23 protein-coding genes and 3 pseudogenes are annotated in these 21,288 nt (G+C 33.1%); all 26 read left to right on the top strand.

All coding sequences use genetic code 11. The features are described 5' to 3' along the window. Positions 1–59 precede the first annotated feature (59 nt). Positions 60–578 (top strand): annotated as a pseudogene (hisG, locus tag DWY01_RS10025) (ATP phosphoribosyltransferase); the annotation flags it as partial. Further along, positions 553–1,838: pseudogene (gene hisD / locus DWY01_RS10020) on the top strand (histidinol dehydrogenase). The pseudogenes hisG and hisD, both read left to right, overlap by 26 nt. Then, complete coding sequence (locus tag DWY01_RS10015) at positions 1,838–2,848, top strand: histidinol-phosphate transaminase (RefSeq protein WP_117995988.1); 1,011 nt, start codon at positions 1,838–1,840, stop codon at positions 2,846–2,848. Before hisD ends, DWY01_RS10015 begins: the two are co-directional and overlap by 1 nt. Further along, positions 2,829–3,416, top strand: a complete 588-nt coding sequence (hisB, locus tag DWY01_RS10010) for an imidazoleglycerol-phosphate dehydratase HisB (RefSeq protein WP_305775249.1) — start codon at positions 2,829–2,831, stop codon at positions 3,414–3,416. The genes DWY01_RS10015 and hisB overlap by 20 nt, the downstream gene beginning before the upstream one ends. Beyond that, entirely contained in the window at positions 3,413–4,012 is a 600-nt protein-coding gene (gene hisH, locus DWY01_RS10005; RefSeq protein WP_117995986.1) for an imidazole glycerol phosphate synthase subunit HisH, read from the top strand. Before hisB ends, hisH begins: the two co-directional genes overlap by 4 nt. After that, positions 4,013–4,723: a 1-(5-phosphoribosyl)-5-[(5-phosphoribosylamino)methylideneamino]imidazole-4-carboxamide isomerase gene (gene hisA, locus DWY01_RS10000; RefSeq protein ID WP_117995985.1), complete on the top strand. Its 711-nt coding sequence runs from the start codon at positions 4,013–4,015 to the stop codon at positions 4,721–4,723. After that, positions 4,717–5,471: pseudogene (gene hisF, locus DWY01_RS09995) on the top strand (imidazole glycerol phosphate synthase subunit HisF). Before hisA ends, hisF begins: the two are co-directional and overlap by 7 nt. Then, the gene (gene hisI / locus DWY01_RS09990) at positions 5,468–5,800 is read left to right on the top strand and encodes a phosphoribosyl-AMP cyclohydrolase (protein WP_117995984.1); all 333 of its coding nucleotides are present in this window, start codon (positions 5,468–5,470) and stop codon (positions 5,798–5,800) included. The pseudogene hisF and the gene hisI overlap by 4 nt, the downstream one beginning before the upstream one ends. Further along, the gene (locus DWY01_RS09985; RefSeq protein WP_158553706.1) at positions 5,793–6,299 is read left to right on the top strand and encodes an NUDIX domain-containing protein; all 507 of its coding nucleotides are present in this window, start codon (positions 5,793–5,795) and stop codon (positions 6,297–6,299) included. The genes hisI and DWY01_RS09985 overlap by 8 nt, the downstream gene beginning before the upstream one ends. A gap of 362 nt (positions 6,300–6,661) precedes the next feature. Then, positions 6,662–7,045 (top strand): hypothetical protein, encoded by a 384-nt coding sequence (locus DWY01_RS09980; RefSeq protein ID WP_117995982.1) that lies wholly within the window; start codon positions 6,662–6,664, stop codon positions 7,043–7,045. Between the two features lie 75 nt (positions 7,046–7,120). Continuing rightward, positions 7,121–7,897: a glutamate racemase gene (gene murI, locus DWY01_RS09975; RefSeq protein ID WP_117995981.1), complete on the top strand. Its 777-nt coding sequence runs from the start codon at positions 7,121–7,123 to the stop codon at positions 7,895–7,897. Beyond that, positions 7,894–9,273, top strand: coding sequence for an aminopeptidase (locus tag DWY01_RS09970; protein ID WP_117995980.1), 1,380 nt, complete (start codon positions 7,894–7,896; stop codon positions 9,271–9,273). The genes murI and DWY01_RS09970 overlap by 4 nt, the downstream gene beginning before the upstream one ends. 3 nt (positions 9,274–9,276) lie before the next feature. Next, positions 9,277–10,110, top strand: a complete 834-nt coding sequence (locus tag DWY01_RS09965; RefSeq protein WP_117995979.1) for an HAD family hydrolase — start codon at positions 9,277–9,279, stop codon at positions 10,108–10,110. Next, complete coding sequence (thyA, locus tag DWY01_RS09960) at positions 10,097–10,960, top strand: thymidylate synthase (RefSeq protein WP_117995978.1); 864 nt, start codon at positions 10,097–10,099, stop codon at positions 10,958–10,960. The genes DWY01_RS09965 and thyA overlap by 14 nt, the downstream gene beginning before the upstream one ends. A 7-nt stretch (positions 10,961–10,967) precedes the next feature. Beyond that, positions 10,968–11,447, top strand: coding sequence for a dihydrofolate reductase (locus tag DWY01_RS09955; RefSeq protein ID WP_117995977.1), 480 nt, complete (start codon positions 10,968–10,970; stop codon positions 11,445–11,447). Positions 11,448–11,552: 105 nt separating this feature from the next. Then, a complete protein-coding gene (locus tag DWY01_RS09950) occupies positions 11,553–12,746 on the top strand; it encodes a BTAD domain-containing putative transcriptional regulator (protein ID WP_117995976.1) in 1,194 nt (397 codons plus the stop codon). A gap of 33 nt (positions 12,747–12,779) precedes the next feature. Then, complete coding sequence (locus DWY01_RS09945) at positions 12,780–14,948, top strand: EAL domain-containing protein (RefSeq protein ID WP_117995975.1); 2,169 nt, start codon at positions 12,780–12,782, stop codon at positions 14,946–14,948. 18 nt (positions 14,949–14,966) lie between these two features. After that, positions 14,967–15,872, top strand: coding sequence for a transglutaminase-like domain-containing protein (locus DWY01_RS09940; protein WP_117995974.1), 906 nt, complete (start codon positions 14,967–14,969; stop codon positions 15,870–15,872). An 11-nt stretch (positions 15,873–15,883) separates the two neighbouring features. Next, positions 15,884–16,882 carry a type II secretion system F family protein gene (locus DWY01_RS09935; protein ID WP_117995973.1) on the top strand — a complete coding sequence of 333 codons (999 nt, stop codon included), beginning with the start codon at positions 15,884–15,886 and terminating at the stop codon, positions 16,880–16,882. Between the two features lie 4 nt (positions 16,883–16,886). Further along, on the top strand, positions 16,887–17,180 hold the full coding sequence (locus DWY01_RS09930) for a hypothetical protein (protein ID WP_117995972.1): 294 nt from the start codon (positions 16,887–16,889) through the stop codon (positions 17,178–17,180). Then, positions 17,177–17,617: a DUF4860 domain-containing protein gene (locus DWY01_RS09925; protein WP_117995971.1), complete on the top strand. Its 441-nt coding sequence runs from the start codon at positions 17,177–17,179 to the stop codon at positions 17,615–17,617. Before DWY01_RS09930 ends, DWY01_RS09925 begins: the two co-directional genes overlap by 4 nt. After that, a complete protein-coding gene (locus DWY01_RS09920; RefSeq protein ID WP_117995970.1) occupies positions 17,614–17,934 on the top strand; it encodes a hypothetical protein in 321 nt (106 codons plus the stop codon). Before DWY01_RS09925 ends, DWY01_RS09920 begins: the two co-directional genes overlap by 4 nt. Further along, the gene (locus DWY01_RS09915; protein WP_117995969.1) at positions 17,934–18,230 is read left to right on the top strand and encodes a hypothetical protein; all 297 of its coding nucleotides are present in this window, start codon (positions 17,934–17,936) and stop codon (positions 18,228–18,230) included. The genes DWY01_RS09920 and DWY01_RS09915 overlap by 1 nt, the downstream gene beginning before the upstream one ends. Continuing rightward, positions 18,231–19,286 carry a type IV pilus twitching motility protein PilT gene (locus DWY01_RS09910; RefSeq protein ID WP_117995968.1) on the top strand — a complete coding sequence of 352 codons (1,056 nt, stop codon included), beginning with the start codon at positions 18,231–18,233 and terminating at the stop codon, positions 19,284–19,286. It abuts the gene before it with no gap. A gap of 87 nt (positions 19,287–19,373) precedes the next feature. After that, on the top strand, positions 19,374–20,717 hold the full coding sequence (locus DWY01_RS09905) for an MATE family efflux transporter (RefSeq protein ID WP_117995967.1): 1,344 nt from the start codon (positions 19,374–19,376) through the stop codon (positions 20,715–20,717). Next, positions 20,717–21,223: a GDSL-type esterase/lipase family protein gene (locus DWY01_RS09900; RefSeq protein ID WP_117995966.1), complete on the top strand. Its 507-nt coding sequence runs from the start codon at positions 20,717–20,719 to the stop codon at positions 21,221–21,223. Before DWY01_RS09905 ends, DWY01_RS09900 begins: the two co-directional genes overlap by 1 nt. Positions 21,224–21,288 lie beyond the last annotated feature (65 nt).

Genomic DNA, 21,288 nt, shown 5'->3' with positions numbered 1-21,288 from the left:
ATATACAATAAAAAACCTATGTCCTTACGAAAAGGTATAGGCTTTTGTCAACAATCTGAGAAGATATTCAATATTTTTTAGTTAAATCCAATGATTGTATTACTTACGTAAATCATGGAGTTGCCGATATTGGTGTTGTTGGCAAGGACACAATTCTTGAAAATGAAAATGACAATTATGAACTGTTGGATTTAAAAATTGGGAAATGTAAATTTATTGTAGCAAGCTTACCTGAAAATCAATTGTTTTCAAAAGTTGGGCACATTAAGATTGGCACAAAGTATCCAAGTGTCGCAAAAAAATATTTTTTATCCAAAGGCAAGGATGTGGAAATTATTAAAATTGATGGTTCTGTTGAACTGACTCCTATCTTGGGCTTATGTGATGGAATTGTAGATATTATGGAAACAGGAACAACATTGAAAGAGAATGGATTGGTTGTATTAGATACAGTATGTGATATTAGTGCTCGTGTCATTGTGAATAAGGCGAGCTTTAAATTGAAACATAAAGAAGTGATGAAAGTAATCAACGATTTAAGTAAGAGGGTGGATGACAATGTTGACAAGAATTTATAAAGAAGATAAAGATACGTTAAAGGAATACTTGATGTCTCGAACACAAGATTTAAGCACAGATGTTTTGACAACCGTGTCTAACATTATTCAGGATGTGAAAAAAATCAGGATGAGGCATGTTTAAGATATACAAAACAATTTGATAAGATCGAATTGGACTCAATGGAAGTATCAAAAGCAGAATGGGAAGCGCAAATTTTAAAATGTGATGCACAATTTATGCAAGCTATGAAGCTGGCAAAACAAAATATTGAGGATTTTCACAATCTTCAAAAGCAGTACGGATATTTACTTCAAAAAGAAATGGGTATTTATTTAGGTCAAAGAGTTCTTCCATTAGAAGCAGTGGGCATTTATGTACCGGGAGGACGAGCTCAATATCCAAGTAGTGTATTAATGAATGCATTGCCAGCTAAGATTGCAGGTGTAAACAATGTAGTTATGGTAACTCCACCGGATAAACAAGGGACGATACATCCTAATATTGCGTATGCGGCAAAACTAGCAGGTGTAGATAAAATTTATAAAATTGGAGGCGCACAAGCAATTGCGGCATTGGCATATGGAACACAAACAATTGATTGTGTGGATAAAATTGTAGGCCTAGGAAATATCTTTGTAGCAGCAGCGAAAAAATTAGTATACGGAACTGTTGATATTGATATGATCGCAGGACCAAGTGAAATATTAGTTATAGCCGATGAAAAGGCAAATCCAGAATATGTGGCTGCAGACTTATTGTCACAAGCTGAACATGATCCAATGGCAAGTGCCATTTTATTGACAACTAGTGAAGAGCTTTTAGCTTCTGTAAATGAGCAGTTAAAAAAACAAAGTTCTGTTTTACCGAAGAAGGAAATAGTTGAAGAATCATTGAAAAATTACGGAAAAGCTATTGTCTGTGATTCAATTGAAGATTGTATTAACATTAGTAATGAGATTGCACCTGAACATTTGGAACTCATGGTTTCCAATCCAATGGAATATCTACAAGAGGTTAAAAATGCGGGCAGTGTATTTTTAGGCTACTACACATGTGAAAGTATTGGAGATTATTTTGGAGGAACCAACCATGTTTTACCAACAAGTGGAACAGCCCGTTTCTCAAGTGCTTTATCTGTAGATAGTTTTATAAAAAAATCATCTTATTTATATTATTCCAAACAAGCAATTGAACAATACGCAAAATATATTGAGACAATTGCGACTGAAGAGCATTTACAAGCACATGCCAATGCTGCAAAAGTGAGGGTCAAATAATGAAGGGATATCAAACACATATACATACAGGTATTTTATTAAATGCCAATGAAACAAGTCAAAATGTAGATGACAATATTAAACAAGAGATTTTAGATGCGATTTCAAACCTTCCTTTAAATCGATATCCAGATACAACGTGTCAAGAATTACATAGTTTATATGCAGATAGAATGAATGTTCCTGCATCTTGGATTTTATCTGGAAATGGATCGGACCAAATGTTAGAATTTTTAATTCAGTACTATCTACAGGATAATAAAACGTTGTATACATTGACTCCGGATTTTTCAATGTATGATTATTATGTGGATTTAAATCATTCAAACATTGAAAAGTTTGAAACGGAATTGGATGGATCCTTTGATGTAGATGCGTTTATTTCAAATGGTAAAGAAAAAAAGGTGGATATGATTTTGTTCTCCAATCCAAATAATCCAACAGGACATGCGATTACTAAGAAGGAGATGATTCAAATCTGTGAAGCTTTTCCGAGTATTCCTGTGATCTTTGATGAGGCTTATATGGAATTTGGTCAAGAAAGTGCGATTGATTTATTAAAAGTTTATCCGATGGCATTTGTATGTCGTACACTATCAAAAGCATATGGACTTGCAGGTATTCGTTGTGGATTTATGATTTCTATGCAAGTGGAAAAATTAGCTCCACTCTTTATTCCTTATGCTCTAAGTAGTGTAACGCAGACAATCGCAAGTGTAGTATTGAAACATGCGAATGAATATAAAAATGCAATACAAAATGTGATTGCTGAAAGAGAACGAGCTTATCAAGAAGTGAAGGATTATAAGAAATTGACTTTCTATCCTTCAAATGCGAACTTTTTGTATGGAAGAACCGATGAAAAAGATACTTTAATGAAAATGTTTGAAGAAAAGAACATCACAATTCGAAATTATGCAGATAATAGCTTTCGTATTACGATAGGTTCAAAAGAAGAAAATGATATGGTTTTGGATGTTCTAAGGAGATTTGAGTATGCGAATTGCTGAAAAAAACAGAGATACTAAAGAAACAAAAATCTATGAAAAGATCAATTTAGATGGAAATGGAATGAGTGAAATTGATACAGGTATTGGCTTTTTTGATCACATGCTGACATTGTTTGCGTTTCATTCTAATTTTGATCTAACTGTAAAAGCAGATGGCGATCTAGAAGTGTGTGATCATCATACAATTGAAGATTGTGGGATTTTGCTAGGGAAATTATTTTTAGAGGCTTTAGGTGATAAAAAAGGCATAGCTCGCTATGGAAGTATGAATCTGCCAATGGATGAAGTTTTATGCAATGTAACATTAGACATTAGTGGACGCCCTTATCTAGTCTTTAATTGCGAGTTCACACGTGAAAATATTGGAACGATGTCTTGTGAAATGGTTGAAGAATTTTTTAGGGCCTTTTGCGTGGCAGCAGGTATTACTTTACATATCAATGTGTTTTATGGAAAGAACGATCATCATAAAGTAGAAGCAATATTTAAAGCCTTTGGTCGTGCATTAAAACAAGCTGTAAAAATAGAATCGGATAAAATACCAAGTTCTAAAGGAGTTTTAGAATGATAGGAATTATAGATTATGGAATGTCGAACTTATATAGTGTAAAAAATGCCTGTGATTTTTTAGGCTTAGAAAGTATTGTATCTAAAGATATAGAAGTATTGTCTAAATGTGAAAAATTGATATTACCAGGAGTTGGAGCATTTAAAGATTGTATGCACGCTTTGCGTTCTATGGGTTTATATGACTTTATTGCTCAACAAGTAAATAAAGATATACCTTTGTTGGGAATATGCTTAGGGATGCAGGCATTATTTGAAACAAGTGAGGAGAATGGATTGTGTGAAGGATTTGGCTTTTTAAAAGGACACGTTTGTCATATGGAAGATACAAATGTCAAGATTCCTCAAATTGGATGGAATGCGTTAGAAAGTAACCAGCCGCAAAAGATCTTTAAAGAAAATACATATGTATATTATGTGCATTCATACTATGCCAAGGATATGAACGATATGGATTTAATTGGTTATTCCATGTATGGAACAATGAAGATACCAGGCTTAGTGATGCATGATCATATTATGGGATGTCAGTTTCACCCGGAAAAAAGTGGGGAAGATGGATTAAAAATATTGGCATACTTTGGAAAGGAGTTCTAGATGATTGTATTACCTGCAATAGATATATTAGATGGAAAACCCGTACGTTTATACCAGGGTGATTATGGACAATCAACATGTGTAGCGGATGATGCTTTAGTTTGCGCAAAAAATTTTGAAGCAGCGAATGCACCTTATTTACATATTGTAGATTTAAATGGGGCAAAAGAAGGAAATCGTGTCAACGAGGATTTAATTTATGAAATTGTAAAAACATGCACGATTCCTGTTGAAGTAGGCGGTGGCATTCGTACAATGTCAGCTATTGATTCTTATATCGAAAATGGTGTATCCAGAGTTATTTTAGGTACATCTGCCATTCAAGATATTGGGCTATTAAAGGATGCTGTTCGTAAATATGGTTCAAAAATAGCGGTAGGATTAGATTGTAAAGATGGGTATGTATGTACATCAGGTTGGCTAGAAAAAAGTAAAGAATATTATTTGGACTTTGCGAAAAGAATGGAAGAAATCGGGGTTCAAACTTTGATTTGTACAGATATTTCAAAGGATGGAACTTTGCAAGGTCCTAATTTTAAAATGTTAGAAGCATTAAAGAATCATGTATCGTGTAATTTGATCGCATCAGGTGGAGTTCGAGATTTGTCTCATATAAAAAAATGTAAAGATCTGGATTTGTATGGTGTGATTGCGGGAAAAGCCATTTATGAAAAGACTTTGGATTTGAAAGAGGCGATACGCATATGTTGACAAAAAGAATTATTCCTTGTCTAGATGTGAAGGATGGAAATGTAGTCAAGGGCATCCATTTTTTAGGTTTAAAAGAAGTAGGAGATCCTGTAGCTCTAGCAAAGAAATATTATTTGGATGGTGCGGATGAGCTGGTTTTTTTGGATATAAGCGCAACAGTAGAAAAGAGAAAAACGATGGTAGAAGTCGTTAAGAAGGTCGCTAAAGAAATATTTATCCCATTTACAGTCGGTGGAGGTATCCAGACAGTTGAAGATGTACGTGCCATGTTGATGGCTGGTGCAGATAAGGTGAGCTTGAATAGTGCGGCAATTCGAAATCCTTCTTTGATCAAAGAGGCAAGTGAGCGTTTTGGTAATCAGTGTGTTGTTCTTGCGGTCGATGCCAAAAGAAGAAAAAAAATGCGGGTTGGAATGTTTATATTGAAGGTGGAAGAAAAGATACAGGAATCGATTGTATGGAGTGGATTCAAAAGGGTGTATCATTGGGTGCCGGAGAGATTTTATTGACAAGTATGGATGCGGATGGCACAAAGGATGGTTTTGACATTGAATTGTATAAAGCTGTTTCAAAAATCGTAAATGTGCCTGTGATTGCTTCTGGAGGCTGTGGAAAGATGGAAGATTTTGTGGATGCATTACAAGTTAGCGATGCAGCACTTGCAGCTAGTATTTTTCATTATGATGAAACGAGCGTTCAAAATGTGAAGAAATATTTAAAGGAAAAAGGAGTGACCGTGCGTTTATGATTCAATTGGATTTTAAAAAACAGAATGGATTGATTCCATGTGTTGTTCAGGATGTTGAAACAAAACAAGTTTTAATGTTAGCGTATATGAATGAAGAAAGCTATCAAAAGACTGTAGAAACAAAATTAGCAACATATTATTCACGCTCGAGAAAATGTTTATGGGTCAAAGGAGAAACAAGCGGTCATTATCAGCATGTTTTGTCCATTCGCGTTGATTGTGATGAGGATACGATTCTTCTTGAGGTAAAACAAGAAGGCGCTGCCTGTCATACTGGACACTATTCATGTTTTTACAGAGATGAGAATGGAGTGTGCATTGATGAGTGAACTTATTGATTTATATAACCAGGATAGACAAAGTTTATGTCGTAAAGTAGATCGTAATGCTTATCTATTTCAACCAAATGAATTTATGATGTATGTCTTGGCTATATTAGAAAATGAAGAAGGTAAATTTTTAGTTACAAGAAGGTCTTTGAATAAAAAATGGGCAGCCGGTGCCTGGGAAATGCCTGGTGGTGGAGCTAAAAGTGGTGAAACCAGTGAAGAGGCTATTCAACGTGAAGTTAAAGAAGAAACAAATTTGGATGTGCAAAATGGGCAAGTGGTCTATTCTTATTTTAATGAAGATGAAACAAGACACGATAATTATTTTGTAGATATTTATCGATTTAAATTTGATTTTAAATTAAGCGATGTAACATTAAATGCCAAGGAAAGCATAGATTGTAAATTTGTATCTTTAGAAGAATTGGTAACGATGCACAAAGACCAGCCATTTTTACATTTTGAAAGAATCATGAAGGCTTTACAACAAAAAAAATAGGATTATTATATATATGTAAGTTCTATGACTGAAACACTACCAACTACTTCCTTTATAGGTCATAGACTGACATTGGGGTAAGCTTGCTTACCCCTTTTATATGTGTTATTATGTTCATGGCAGTGTGATGAGCTGCCAAAGGGACATGCAGAGCGTGGTAAACTCTGCGAAGGAAAAGTGGATTAGAGGAGTATAGATAAAATGTGGTGGTTTTATCTATACGGAATTTTGTTTGTAAAAGAGAACATAATAATAATTTATACAAACAAAATTCATGTAATATTTATATGTGGATATAAATATTACGAAAAGCGGTTTAAGGAAGTGATGAAAGCCTTAAACCTCTTTTTTTTGGAGGATATATGAAAATTTCAAATTATTTTGCGAAAGAAAAAATGGATGATGCAGTTTTCGTTCAAACGTATATACAAAGGTTAAGCAAACTTCAAGAGTCGGATATTGTATGGGCAAAATCAAATCTTGATGAAGATAATGAAGCTGTTCAATCGTTATTGATGGAGATGGTTCTTTCTTTTTATGCGACAGATTTAGTGGATATGAAAGATTATGAAGATTATTTGACAACAGCACCATTGGAATCTATGTCATTGAAGGAATTGCAGGCGCGTTTAATTCATTTGTTTCATGAAGATCGAGTTCATCCAGATAGCTTGATTCATAATGGAATTGGAAATTGTGAGTTGTTAAAAATATTGAAGGAAATGCAAAAGCGAATGAGTCATTGATACATCCAGGTTTGAGGACTTGGATGTTTTCTTTTAACGTTGTATAATTGTAAAGATGGAAAAGGAGCGTTTTGTATGAATTCAAAAAGTCCAATTGGTGTTTTTGATTCTGGATTAGGTGGAATTAGTGTCTTACATACAATGCATAGTTTGCTCCCCAATGAGAATTTGATTTATTTTGGGGATAGCAAATACAATCCTTATGGAACAAAAACCAAAGAAGAGATCACAAAGCGTTGTATTGCGATATGTGATGAGCTTATAAGCCAGGATGTTAAGGCGATTGTTATTGCGTGTAATACAGCAACGAGTGCCTGTGTTAAGCTTTTACGTAAAAAATATGATGTAGACATCATTGGGATGGAGCCAGCATTAAAGGTAGCATGTGATCGGAGTGCACATCAAAGAATTGCGGTGTGGGCAACAGATCTGACTTTATCGGAAAAGAAGTTTGCAGATTTAATGAACCGTTTTAAAGATGAACATCATATTGTGAAGGTGCCTTGCCCTAAACTTGTCAGAATGGTTGAGGATGATAAGCTAGATGATACAGCTCTTGTAGAATCCGTGTTAAAAGAGTATTTACAGGCATCGGATTATAAAAATTTGGACAGTATTGTATTGGGATGCACACATTTTCCTTTCTATACGAAGTATTTAGAAAAACTTTGTCCTGAAGTTCATATTGTAGAGGGTAGTGTAGGAACAACGTTGCATACAAAGGATTTGTTGGAGCAAAAAGGATTATTAAATACAAGTAGTGAAGAAGGAACCATTAAATGGATGAATACGATGGATTCAAAAATTGAACAGTCAAAATGCTTGTTTAAAAAGTTGGAGGTAGAAGCATGAGTGAAGTAGTTTGGAATAAATATTCAAAAGAAGAATTTGAAGATGTAATGAAGTTTAGTGAAGGATATATTGATTTCTTATCCGATTCAAAGACTGAAAGAGCTTGTGTAAAAAATACGATTGCATTGGCAAAATCATATGGATATCGTGATATTAAAGAAGTTATTGAAAATAAAGAAATTTTAAAATCACAAGACAAGGTTTATGTAAATATGATGAATAAATCAATTGCACTTATGCATATTGGTTCAAATCCATTAGAAAAAGGAATGAATATCTTGGGGGCTCATATTGATAGTCCACGTTTAGATTTAAAACAAAATCCATTGTATGAAGATGGAAATATCGCATATTTAGATACGCACTATTATGGTGGCGTTAAAAAATATCAATGGGTAACTTTGCCTTTGGCTATTCATGGCGTTGTTTGTTTAAAAGATGGAACAACTGTAGATATTGCGATTGGAGATAAAGAAAGTGATCCTGTATTTGTGATTAGTGATTTATTGATTCACTTAAGTGCAGATCAATTACAGAAAAAAGCAACTGAGGTAATTGCAGGAGAAGATTTAAATGTAACAGTTGGATCTATTCCTTTAGAAAATGAAGAGAAGGATGCAGTAAAAGCAAATGTAGCTCGTATTTTAAAATCAACATATGGCTTTGAAGAAGAAGATTTTGTTTCAGCTGAGCTAGAGGTTGTTCCTGCAGGACACGCAAGAAGCTGTGGTTTTGATTCAAGTATGGTATTGGGATATGGTCATGATGATCGTATTTGTGCTTATACAAGCTTAATAGCTCAATTAGAAGCTGAAAATGTGAAACGTACAGCTGTTTGTTTATTAGTAGACAAAGAAGAAGTAGGATCACAAGGTGCTACAGGAATGCATTCAATGTTCTTTGAAAACTTTGTTGCTGAAGTTATGGAATGTATGGGTGATTATTCCGCATTAAGTGTAAAACGCGCTATGATGAACTCTACAATGCTTTCAAGTGATGTAAGTGCAGCGCATGATCCAATTTATGCATCTGCTTCAAGTCCTAGAAACCAAGCTGAATTTGGTAAAGGTATTGTATTTAATAAATATACAGGTGCTCGTGGAAAGAGTGGATGTAATGATGCGAATGCAGAATATATCGCATTGATTCGTCGTATTATGGATGATCATAATGTGGCTTGGCAAACAAGTGAACTTGGAAAAGTAGATCAAGGTGGCGGAGGAACAATCGCCTATATTTTAGCTAACTACGGAATGCAAGTTATTGACTGTGGTGTGGCTTTGCATAATATGCATGCACCTTATGAATTAGCAAGTAAAGCTGATATCTATGAAGCTAAAAAAGGATACGCAGCTTTCTTAACATACGAAGGATAGTCTATGGAGCCAGTAACATTGGTCGCAACGGATTTAGATGGAACTTTTTTGAATTCACAAAAGAAAGTGACTGACCTAAATCGAGAGGCAATTTCGAAATTAAAGAATCATGGAATTTTATTTGGGATTGCCTCAGGACGTCCTGTTGAAACAGTGCGTGCTATGTTGAAGGAATGGAAGATTGAGAATAGTGTAAGTTTCATAATGGGCATGAATGGTGGCGTTGTGTATGATTTAAGACAACGTACAAAAGAAGAATATCATGTTCTTGATGGTGAGATTGTTTTGGATATTATTCATTTTTTTCAAGATTTGGATGTAGATTTCTGGATCTTAGAAGGAGCAACGCGCTATACAAATCGCACAAGTATTGAAACGCAGGAACATGCGCGCTTATTTGGTGAGACGGAAATTGAAATTGATTTAGAGCCTTATTTACAAAATAACACATGCAATAAATTGATTATTCATTGTGATAAAGAATATATGCCGATAGTGTTAGAACGTGCTAAACAATATAAAAATGGTGCTTGTGTAGGTTTCTTAACTGCCAATAATCTATTTGAATATGTGGATCCTAGAATTAATAAAGGATATGGAATTGAAAAGGTGGCTAAACATTTTGGGGTGAAACTTGAAAATTGTGTGGCCTTTGGCGATGAACAAAATGATAAGGAAATGCTTGAAAAAGTAGGTATGGGAGTATGCGTGCAAAATGGGTTGCAGGATGTAAAAGATGTGAGCTCATATGTAAGTCCTTATACGAATGATGAAAGTGCTATTGCGCACTTTATAGAAGAGAATATTTTAAAGGAGAATGTGGATGTCATACTTTGATGATGTATATTGTAGATTGTGTAAGGATATTTTAGAAAATGGTGTTCGTGTACATAATCGTACAGGAATTGATACGGTAAAGATTCCAAGTGCTCATTTTCATCTAGATTTATCTCAAGAATTTCCTATCCTAACAACGAAACAATTATTCATTCGTCAAGCTGTTACAGAAATGCTTTGGATATATCAGGCGCAAAGCAATGATGTTCGTTGGCTTCAAGAAAGAAATGTCCACATTTGGGATAAATGGGAAATTAACGAGAATGGTGACTGGATTGATGAAAATACGGGAAAGGTATTAAAACATTTTGATCCTAACTTTGCACATACGATTGGCACTGCTTATGGGTATATTGTAAAAAAATATGATCTAATGAATAAATTATTAAATTCACTAAAGTATGATAAAGAAGATCGTAGACGTGTTATCTCGTTATGGCAAGATAGTGAATTAGACACAGCTGTACTTCCAAGCTGTGTATGGAGTTCTGAGTGGGATGTGACGGATGGAAAATTAAATATTTGGGTACATCAAAGAAGTTGTGATGTACCATTAGGATTACCATTTAATGTAACACAGTATGCAGTTCTATTAATGATGGTTGCACAGGTAACTGGACTTGAGCCAGGTACAATTGACTGGTCAATTAAAGATGCACATATTTATGTAAACCAAATTGATGGAATTAAAGAACAATTAAATCGATATGAAACAAAGGGTTCATTACCAGCACCAAAATTATGGCTAAATCCAGAAATACGCGATTTTTATGATTTTGATCCTAAAGAAGATGTAAAACTAGTAGGCTATGAGCATATGGGGAAAATTTGTTTTCCTTTAGCACAGTAGGTGATTTATGAAGTTAACATTAATTGCAGCAATAGGAGAAAATCGTGAATTAGGTAAAAATAATGATATGATTTGGCATTTGCCTCAGGATCTTAAATTTTTTAGAAAACAAACACAAGGACATACGATAGTGATGGGAAGAAAAACGTTTGAAAGTCTTCCAGCAATGTTGCCAAAACGTCATCATGTTGTTATTTCACGTTCCTGTACGGATTTAGGTAAAGATGTTGAAATGTGTACAAGTGTGGAAGAATTTTTAAATCGATATAAAGATAGTGATGAGGAAATATATTGTATTGGCGGTGGCATGATTTACAAAGAGATGCTTCCTTATGCAGATAAGCTTGTGTTGACTGAAATTGAAGCAAAGGCAGATGCAGATGTATATTTTCCAGAATTTGATAAAAGCTTGTATCAGAAAATAATTCTTTCTGACATTTGGGAAAATGAGATTCATTACCATCATGTCGAATACATATTGAAATAACCATTCGCAGAGAATTTTTATGATTCTCTGCTTTTTTGTTTGTCAAAAATATTGTAAAATAAAACTAGGTTAGATACTATATAATTTTTTGAAAGGAGAATTCATATGAGTGATACGTATTATGTAAAAACATTTGGTGGCCTAGAGATTACGAATGACAATGTAACTGTGAATATTGTTGAATTATTCGGTAAACAATTGGTGAATCTATTAGAAGTTTTGTTGTTTCATAGTGAGAAACCAGTTCAGAAAGATGAATTGATTGATATTCTATGGCCAGAAAGTAAAAACCCATCGAGTGCATTGAAGTTTTCGATTTTTAGATTGCGTGCAGAATTAAACGAAATTGATTTCTTTAAAGATAAGGAAGTCATTGTAACGACAAGAAAAGGGTATATCCTGAATCCAAATTTAGATTGGAATATTGATTTTGTTGAACTTGAAAAAGCATATAAACAAATTAATACGAGATCTGAATTGTTGGATGAAAAAGAGTTTAAAATTGCACGAAAAATATTTAGATTATATCAAGGCCGTTTCTACGCTTCTCCAAGTCAACTACATTGGGTTTTACACAAACAAGAATCATTTAGACAAATGTACGTAAAAACAATGATGCGAACATCCTGCTATTTGTTTACGCAAAAGCGCTATGATGAAATGATGCTGATGAATTATCAAGCTGTATTGATTGAGCCATTTAATGAGGGCTTGCACTATTATTATATGAAGGGATTAGTAGCTACGCGTAATTACCGAGAGGCTTTAAAGTATTATGATGAGTTAAATGATATTTTTATGTCGGAATTAGGTACAGGCTTATCTAATCGATTTAAACAGCTATATGATGTTATTATTGCAGATCATGCAAAAGAAGAAAGTAAAGACATGGAAACGATTATGAAGGAACTTTCTAAGCGTGATCAACAGAATCAAGGCTTTCTTTGTTCGTATGAAATATTCAAGTATTTTTATGAATTGTTGTTAAAAAACTCGATTCGTAATGAACAAAACTATTTTTTAATTATGCTGCAATTTTCAGATGGTACATTAGATTATGATAAGTTGGGCTTAGATTTTGATCGTGTAAAACGATTGGTTGGATCTTGTTTAAGAAGTAATGATTTATATACAAGAACAAGTGAAACCCAGTTATTGCTTTTGGTGGATTGTCAAACAGAAGAAAATGCGCATATTATTATTCAGCGTATTTCTAATAAGTTCTACAGCATGTTTAGAAAGAAAAATTATCGTATGAATTATTCAGTTCACAGAGCCGAATTGGATAGAAATAATTAAGTATAACAAGTAGAAGAAAGTTGTTGGTTGTATATGGATATAAATGTATTTACTAAAAGAATGCATAAATTATTAACTGTTGCCATAATGATGGTTATGGTTATTTTAATTATGGCTTTTGTTTTTATAAACCATGCCGATAATAGTTTGAATAAAGCAACATATACAACAATGAATCAGGAGATGGATTTATGTGCACAGCGAATCTCTGCACAAAAAGATGCGGATCTTACTTTATTAAAAGTCTTATCAAAAGAATTGATCTATGATTCTGATGTGGATACCTTATTAATGCGTATGAAAGAGGAGAATGATTTTACTTCCATTTTATATATAGATATAAATAACAATATGCATGTTTCTTCTGGGGACATGCATATAACATATAATGGTCTTTCAAAAGATTTAAAAAATGAAATATCCAAAGGATTTTCAGGGAAGAACAGTACATCTATACAAATGAACAAAAATAGACTCATAGTTACGTATACGGTCCCTGTTTATGACAATTCAAATCATATCATGGGTGTTCTATGTGCAAATGGTAGTTTGACTCCGTATTCGCTTTTATTGAAAAAATCAATCAATGGGGGCAATCTGTATATCACAAATTTAAAAGATTTTTATGGAATCCAAAAGGATGAGGACTCTAATGATGTATTGGCTGTGCTAAAGCATGTCGATATATCAGAGAAAATCAATGGCTTGATTGGTGTCAATGGAGATGAGCATGGAATAGTTGTAAAGAGTATGGGAATTCATGGGTGGTATATTTGTTATGTGAATTCTGCAAAGTCTTTGAATAATCCAATATATATGATGTCTAGGGCAACCAATTTTGTGTTAGTGGTATTCGTACTTGTTGTTATTCTATTGTTTTATATCGCTTATAGAATCATGGAAAAGAACCATAAGGAAATGGAAAACATTGCTTATACGGATCGTTTGACGGAAGCTGTTTCAACGATTCGATTTATGGAGTTGGTGAAGACATATGATGGAAATAATCATCAGTATTCATTGGTGGCTTTAAATATGCGACGATTTAAATTTATGAATGAAATTTTGGGAAGAAGAAAATCAGATGAAATTTTACGTCGCATTGTTGCTTGTATAAAACCGATGCTAAAAAAAGATGAAATTATATGTAGAGATAGTGCGGATGTATTTTATATTTTATTAACAGATACAAAGGAAATTGAAATTTCTAATCGTATAAATGCCATGTTTGATGAGATTCGAAAAAATACGAAAGATTTTCAATATGAGTATGAGTTTTGTTGCGGAGTTATTAGTAATGTGACGGATGAAGAAAAGTATTCATATGAGCAAATGCTGACAAATGTTATGTTTGCTTTAGCTCAATCGAAGGAAATGTCTTCTGGAAATATATGTTTCTTTGATGAAGAGGTTCATAAGAAAAAAGAATTTGAAAACTTTGTTGAATCAAATATGCAACAGGCTTTAGATTCTGAGCGCTTTGAAATGGTTCTACAGCCTAAGATTGATTTAAATACAAATAAAGTGTTTGCCGCAGAAGCATTAGTGCGTTGGAAATTAGATAATGGAACGTATCTGCCTCCATCTAGCTTTGTGGGGCTTTTTGAAAAAAATCGTTTTTGTTCAAAACTCGATTTTTATATGTTGAGAAAAGCATTTACGCAAATTCGCGAATGGATGGATATGGGAATAGAGCCGGTTAATATTTCTGTGAATCAATCTAAAATCGTTTTTTATCACGAAAATTATATTTCTGAATTAAAAGCATTATTAAATGAGTATCAAGTATCGGCTAAATATATCACTTTGGAAGTATTAGAGAGTACTGTTATTGAAGATATTCAAATGTTTAATCAAATTCTTACGGAAGTTAAGAAACTCGGATTCTCTGTTTCCTTAGATGATTTTGGAAGTGGGTATTCATCGTTGAATGTTTTATCTCAATTGCATATTGATGAGTTGAAAATTGATCGTATTTTTTTACATACAAATTCAGAAATGGAAAATCAAAAAACAAAATGGATTTTAGAATCCATAATCAGCTTCGCTAAGAAATCACATATACTCGTCGTTGTTGAGGGTGTCGAATCAAGCGAGGATGATGTATTTATTCGAGAGCTAAAAGCAGATATTGGACAGGGATATTTTTATGGACGACCTTTATCGATTTGTGCATTTAGTGACTTGATTTGTGCTAAATAGGTGTATTATTAATTCAGTATGAAAAATTATAAGAAATTAAAAAAAATATTTTGTATTTTGATTGGGTTATGCATATGTCTTGGATGTCAAGATTCTAAAGAGTATCCAACAAAGTGCAAGGAAAGTCCTTCTCAAACAGAAGAACAAGTATTGTGGCCTAAACAAGAACAATCAGATGTTTTGAGTGATGGAAGCTTGGCGCTGGTTGATTTGAGTCAAAAAAATGATGGTTATCTTTGCGCAAGGTTACTACAAGAAACAGAAGGTATAAAGATACAGATCGCAAAAAATGATAAAAAATACAATTATGATTTAAAGACAACAGATTTTAAAACTTTTCCAATAAATATGGGAAATGGAAGCTATACAATCAAAATTTTGCAGCAAATAGAAGGAACAAGATATGCGATATGTGCTTCTTGTACGGTGGATGTACAATTGACTAATGATCTTGCTCCTTATTTATATCCAAATCAAATTGTGGATTACACAGCTGATTCATATGTATATAAGAAATCATTTGAACTTGTAAAAGAAGATAAAGATGATTTAACTCGAATCGCTCACTTATTTAAATATGTAGTAGATACATTGAATTATGATGATCAAAAGGCGAAGGATGTCAGTGAAACTTTTGTTTTACCTGATATTGATGGGTCGTTAAAGAGTCATAAAGGTATATGTTTTGACTATGCGGCTAGCCTTGCAGCTTTATGTAGAATCCAGGGAATACCTGCAAAGGTCATTGTAGGGTGGACGGATATTGAATATCATGCCTGGGTAGAGATTTATTTAAAAGACAAAGGATGGATCAATCCTAAAATATATTTTAAAAAGGAAAAGTGGAATCTAGTAGATCCTACTTTTGCCGATTCTAAAAATTCGGACTATGAAGGGAAATATGATGAAGTGTATCACTATTAGGAGGCGTATTTATGTTAACGAATGAAGAAAAATATATATTTACCAGCGAATTGGCTTTGGCGATTTCAAATGGTTTGCAAATTGATGAAGGATTAAAAATGCTGGCAGGCTTTGATGCAGGTGTGAGTCGATGTGCAAAAACAATTGTTGATTTTATGCAGGATGGGACCCCTTTTTCGGATGCACTTACTAAATCAAAAGAGTTTGATGACTATATGATTCAAATGGTTATTGTAGGACAAAATATTGGAAATTTAGATGTTGTATTGAAAGAATTAAGTGTATATTATGAAAGACAAAAGAAATTGAATTATCAAATTCAAGATGCAATCACATATCCTTTTGTATTGATTGTAATGATGTTTGTGATTGTGGCAGCATTGATATTTAAAGTGTTTCCTATATTTGAAAATATTTTAAGACAAATGTCGATGTCGTTAGCGTTAATGAATACGGCAAGAATCATAAGTTATATTGGATTTTTTATCCTACTAATGATTCTTATTTGTGGATGTATCTTATTTGTCCTATATAAGAGAAGCACAAATAAGGCTTGGACTACAAAATTGCCATTGTTTTCTAAATTACATTATCAAACAGAAATGACAAAATTTACATACATTCTTTCTTTATTTGTTTCTAGTGGATATTCTTTAGTGGATGCGGTTGAGATTATTCTTCAATCGATTGATCATCCGGTTTTAAAGGATAAAATTGAAAAAGTAAAAAAGCGTATGCTTGAAGGGGAAAGCTTAGCTAGGGCACTAGTCAATGAGAATGTTTATGATCAAGGGTATGGTGCTTTATTGTTAGCAGCAGATGAAAGTGGACATCAAGATGAAGTGTTAAAAACCTTGTCGATTCACTATAAGGATGATTTAGAAAGAATGCTATCTGGCTTTTTAAATCGACTTGAGCCAACTATGATTGCTGGTTTATCTTTATTAGTTGGTTTTGTGTTAATTTCTATTATGCTGCCATTGATGAATGTCTTACAAACATTGGGGTAGTCCTATGAGAATAAAGAACATATTGTTCTTTGGCTTGTTTTTGATATTGATATTATTTGGTTTTTCAAATATCAATAAGAGTACAGAGAATTTAGATGCGGATCGTGTAAAAAACAGTTTAGATACGGCATTGATTACTTGTTACAGTGTGGAGGGGCGTTATCCTGAAAGCATTCAATATTTAAAAAAGTATTATGGATTTACATATGATGTAAATGGATATTTTATTACGTATGATTGGCAAGGGGACAATGTGTATCCAAATATTTATGTATATAGAAAGGGGAATGAATCATGAAAAATGTAGGTATTTTCTTTTCTCTTTCTTTAATGTTTTTATTTACATTGTGTTGTTTTATGTTATTGAATATTCAAATTGAAGATTATACAGTGCTACAAAGAAGAACGAAAAATGATTTTGAAACGTATACACCTGTTTCTTATGTCACAAATAAAATTCATAGCTATGATGAAATAAATAGTGTGAGTGTTCTTTCAATCCATGGTAAAAAAGTCATTAAGTTGCAGGATGCAAAAAGTGATACATATTTATATAAACAAAAATCAAATTTGATGGAGTTGTGTGTGGTGTCAAATATGGAGCCGGATTTTACTATGGGTCAGGCTTTGATGCCTTGTAATCAATTTGATGTGAAACAAGAAAAAAACAGTGTTTTATGTAAAATAAATGGCATTGATTTTCAAGTCGAATTAAGAAGTGAGGATGCATCATGACAAAAAAACCATTTTCATTCTTTTTGGAATTATTATTTGTACTCTTCTTTTTCTTGATTACTTCGACAATCTTAATTGAAATATATGCGAAAATGATGCAAATCTCTCAGAAGGATTCATATCGTCAGGATGCGATGATTATTGCTCAAAATGAGATAGAGGGACATGCAGATATTGGCGTTTATAAAAAGGAAATGAATGATAATACGTATCAGATCAAAATCACAAATATAAATGAAAATGAATATCGAATTCGTGTTTATACAAAAGATATGAAGATTTTAGATTATAATTATTATCAAGAGGGGAATCATTGATGAAACAGTCAAGAATAGGATTAGGCGTTGTAACGATGCTCAGTATATTTGTGGTTGTATGCATGTGTGTTTTAGTGTTATTTTCAGCGGATAAGGTTTACCAAATTCATGAACAAACCAATCGGACCTATGCATATAAAAAAGCGTATTATGAAGCAGAAATCAAAGCACATGCGTTGATTGAGGAGAATAAAACAGATTTTTTGGTTCATGTAAAGGAAAAAACATATTTAAAGGTTAAGGTTAAAGATGGGAAAATCATTACTTTTAAAACAATAGTGAAAGGGGAATCTTAAATGGATGTTGTTGATATTTTGAAAAGGGCAATACACGAAAATGCTTCGGATATCTTCTTTATTGCGGGTAGTCCGTGTATGCTGAAGATTGGACAACAATTAGTTGCGGTAAATGACAAAAAAATGATGCCAAATGATACAAAGGATATCGTTCAACAGCTATATGGGTTTGCACCTTATTGTTCTTATGACAATTTTATGTCAGAAGGAGAGGATGACTTTTCATTTTCTTTATCGCAAGTAGGAAGATTTCGTGTAAACGTATATCATCAACGAAATTCAGAAGCAGCTGTTTTACGTGTAGTAAAATTTGGATTACCTAATCCTGAGGATTTACACATACCAGAATCTATTTTGAATTTGTCTAATCGTCGAAAAGGAATTATTTTAGTGAGTGGACCAGCAGGAAGTGGTAAAAGTACAACCTTAGCATGCTTAATTGATCGTATGAATGAAACACGAAACTGTCATATTATTACAATTGAAGATCCAATTGAATTTTTACATTCACATAAAAAATCGATTGTTTCTCAACGTGAAGTTTATCATGATACAAAGAATTATTTAACTGCTTTGAAGTCAGCCTTACGTGAAGCTCCAGAAATTATTTTATTAGGTGAGATGCGTGATGAAGAAACCGTTTCGACGGCCTTAAGTGCTGCTGAGACAGGTCATTTAATTCTATCTACGCTACATACAGTAGGTGCCGTTAATACGATTGATCGAATTGTAGATATGTTTCAAGGACATCAAGATCAAGTTCGGGCACAGTTATCCATGATTCTAGAGTCGGTTGTGAGTGAACAGTTGATTCCGGATAAAGAAGGTAATTTGATCCCTGTATTTGAAATCATGCATGTGAATCCAGCTATTCGTTCTCAGATTAGAGAGAATAAAATTCATCAAATTGAGAATACTATGGTTTCCAATCGTCAAAATGGCATGCAAATGATGGATGATTCAATTTTTGAATTGTATAAACAAGGTAGAATTACAAAAGAAATTGCGATTCAATATAGTTTGCATCCGGATCGTATGAAAGTAAGAGTTCAATAAAGAATGAAAAATTACATTTCATTCTTTTTTTCTTTCATAATTGTTGCATAAGGTTTATAATTTTACATATGTTTAAGGGAGAGAAGTATGCGTAGTTATCAAGTGGATATGTGTAATGGTCCAATATTTAAAAAATTGATTATATTTGCGATTCCACTAATTTTATCAGGCTGTTTACAATTGTTATTTAATGCAGCTGATATTATTGTGGTAGGTCGTTTTACGGGAAGCCAGGCATTAGCGGCAGTAGGTTCGACAAGTGCTTTAATTAATCTATTAGTCAATTTGTTTATTGGTATTAGTGTGGGAGCAAATGTTGTATTAGGTAAGTACATTGGTGCTAGAGATGATGAGAATGCATCAAAAACAGTACATACGGCTATTTTTATTTCTATAGTTGGTGGAATTTTGATGATTTTTATTGGGTTCTTTTTTTCTAAGCCATTATTAGAATTGATGGCTACACCAGAAGATGTTATTGACTTATCATCTTTATATATGCGTATTTATTTTGTAGGTATGCCTTTTTTCATGCTCTATAATTTTGGAGCTGCTATTCTAAGGTCGATTGGAGATACAAAAAGACCGCTTTATTTTTTATTGATATCAGGAATTATAAATGTTGTGTTTAATTTGTTCTTCGTGATTGTCTTACATATGGGTGTCGCAGGTGTTGCCTTAGCTACGATGATTTCAGAAGGTATAAGTGCGGGATTAATTTTATTGTGCTTAAAACATATGGATGGGCCTTTACATTTTGAATTAAAGAATATGCGTTTTCATAAAGATCTCGCATTAAAAATGTTAGAGGTAGGGTTGCCTGCTGGACTTCAAGGTATTATTTTTAGTATATCTAATGTGTTGATTCAATCAAGTGTGAATTCCTTTGGCTCTGTTGTTATGGCAGGAAATACAGCTGCAAGTAATATAGAAGGGTTTGTATATACATCGATGAATGCGGTATATCAAACGTCATTATCGTTTACATCACAGAATTTTGGAGCAAAAAAATTTGATCGAATCGATAAGATTCTTATTGAATGTTTAGGTATTGTGGCTCTTGTTGGTTTAGTTCTTGGACAGGGAGCTTACTTTTTTGGACAACAATTATTATCAATTTATACCAACGATAGGCATGTCATTCAGTATGGTATAGAAAGATTAAGTGTGATAGCTGCAACGTATTGTTTGTGTGGAATGATGGATACCATGGTTGGTAGCTTACGTGGGGTAGGCTATTCTATTTTACCTATGTTAGTTTCTTTGACAGGTGTTTGTGTTTTTCGTGTTATATGGATATTTACTGTATTTAAGTCTTTACATACACAATTTTCACTTTATGTTTCGTATCCAATTTCATGGACGATTACGATTATTGCCCATATGCTTTGTTTTCTTGTTGTGCGTAAAAGAATTAGAAAAGAGGCATAATGAAAAAAGCATTAATATTAGGTGATTCCAATACATGGGGATATGACCCTAGAGGCTATCTACAGAGATATGATTTAACGTATGTGGATTATTTAAATAAACTTGTATCTGGATGGATGTTTTTTGAAAATAGTCAAAATGGCCGTTTGTTGAGAGATGTAAAGGATGATATATTTGAGTTGGATTCTATAGATTTATTTTGTGTGATGTTAGGATCTAATGATATAATTCATTATTATAAGGTTGATGACATTATTTTCTTTATGCATACTCTGATTGATAAAATTGATAAAGATAAAGTACTGATTGTATGTCCACCCGTTTTAAAAGATTCACCATTCTATAATGAAAGTGTTCAATTAAATGAGGCTTATAAACATATAGGAGTGAAATGTATTGATGGAAATCCTTTAGATATGAGTTTTGATTGTGTGCACTTATCTGAAAATGGGCATAAAGAACTTGCTCTTAAAATAGCTGAGTATATTAAAACAGACTTCATGTGAAGTCTGTTCAGACTGTTGACAAAGTGACTGTCGACAGTCTTTTTAAAATCTGATAGAATATCTGT

This window comes from Eubacterium sp. AF22-8LB (assembly GCF_003458715.1).
In the GTDB taxonomy this organism is placed as follows: domain Bacteria; phylum Bacillota_I; class Bacilli_A; order Erysipelotrichales; family Erysipelotrichaceae; genus Holdemanella.
Note: the sequence above shows the minus strand (reverse complement) of the source record. Positions and strands in the feature narration are given on the sequence as shown.

Bases quoted from the DNA above. Each gene is read 5' to 3' on its own strand.
- DWY01_RS10015 (WP_117995988.1), top strand. From the start codon at position 1,838: ATGAAGGGATATCAAACACATATACATACAGGTATTTTATTAAATGCC.
- hisH (WP_117995986.1), top strand. From the start codon at position 3,413: ATGATAGGAATTATAGATTATGGAATGTCGAACTTATATAGTGTAAAA.
- hisA (WP_117995985.1), top strand. From the start codon at position 4,013: ATGATTGTATTACCTGCAATAGATATATTAGATGGAAAACCCGTACGT.
- hisI (WP_117995984.1), top strand. From the start codon at position 5,468: ATGATTCAATTGGATTTTAAAAAACAGAATGGATTGATTCCATGTGTT.
- DWY01_RS09985 (WP_158553706.1), top strand. From the start codon at position 5,793: ATGAGTGAACTTATTGATTTATATAACCAGGATAGACAAAGTTTATGT.
- DWY01_RS09980 (WP_117995982.1), top strand. From the start codon at position 6,662: ATGAAAATTTCAAATTATTTTGCGAAAGAAAAAATGGATGATGCAGTT.
- murI (WP_117995981.1), top strand. From the start codon at position 7,121: ATGAATTCAAAAAGTCCAATTGGTGTTTTTGATTCTGGATTAGGTGGA.
- DWY01_RS09970 (WP_117995980.1), top strand. From the start codon at position 7,894: ATGAGTGAAGTAGTTTGGAATAAATATTCAAAAGAAGAATTTGAAGAT.
- DWY01_RS09965 (WP_117995979.1), top strand. From the start codon at position 9,277: ATGGAGCCAGTAACATTGGTCGCAACGGATTTAGATGGAACTTTTTTG.
- thyA (WP_117995978.1), top strand. From the start codon at position 10,097: ATGTCATACTTTGATGATGTATATTGTAGATTGTGTAAGGATATTTTA.
- DWY01_RS09955 (WP_117995977.1), top strand. From the start codon at position 10,968: ATGAAGTTAACATTAATTGCAGCAATAGGAGAAAATCGTGAATTAGGT.
- DWY01_RS09950 (WP_117995976.1), top strand. From the start codon at position 11,553: ATGAGTGATACGTATTATGTAAAAACATTTGGTGGCCTAGAGATTACG.
- DWY01_RS09945 (WP_117995975.1), top strand. From the start codon at position 12,780: ATGGATATAAATGTATTTACTAAAAGAATGCATAAATTATTAACTGTT.
- DWY01_RS09940 (WP_117995974.1), top strand. From the start codon at position 14,967: ATGAAAAATTATAAGAAATTAAAAAAAATATTTTGTATTTTGATTGGG.
- DWY01_RS09935 (WP_117995973.1), top strand. From the start codon at position 15,884: ATGTTAACGAATGAAGAAAAATATATATTTACCAGCGAATTGGCTTTG.
- DWY01_RS09930 (WP_117995972.1), top strand. From the start codon at position 16,887: ATGAGAATAAAGAACATATTGTTCTTTGGCTTGTTTTTGATATTGATA.
- DWY01_RS09925 (WP_117995971.1), top strand. From the start codon at position 17,177: ATGAAAAATGTAGGTATTTTCTTTTCTCTTTCTTTAATGTTTTTATTT.
- DWY01_RS09920 (WP_117995970.1), top strand. From the start codon at position 17,614: ATGACAAAAAAACCATTTTCATTCTTTTTGGAATTATTATTTGTACTC.
- DWY01_RS09915 (WP_117995969.1), top strand. From the start codon at position 17,934: ATGAAACAGTCAAGAATAGGATTAGGCGTTGTAACGATGCTCAGTATA.
- DWY01_RS09910 (WP_117995968.1), top strand. From the start codon at position 18,231: ATGGATGTTGTTGATATTTTGAAAAGGGCAATACACGAAAATGCTTCG.
- DWY01_RS09905 (WP_117995967.1), top strand. From the start codon at position 19,374: ATGCGTAGTTATCAAGTGGATATGTGTAATGGTCCAATATTTAAAAAA.
- DWY01_RS09900 (WP_117995966.1), top strand. From the start codon at position 20,717: ATGAAAAAAGCATTAATATTAGGTGATTCCAATACATGGGGATATGAC.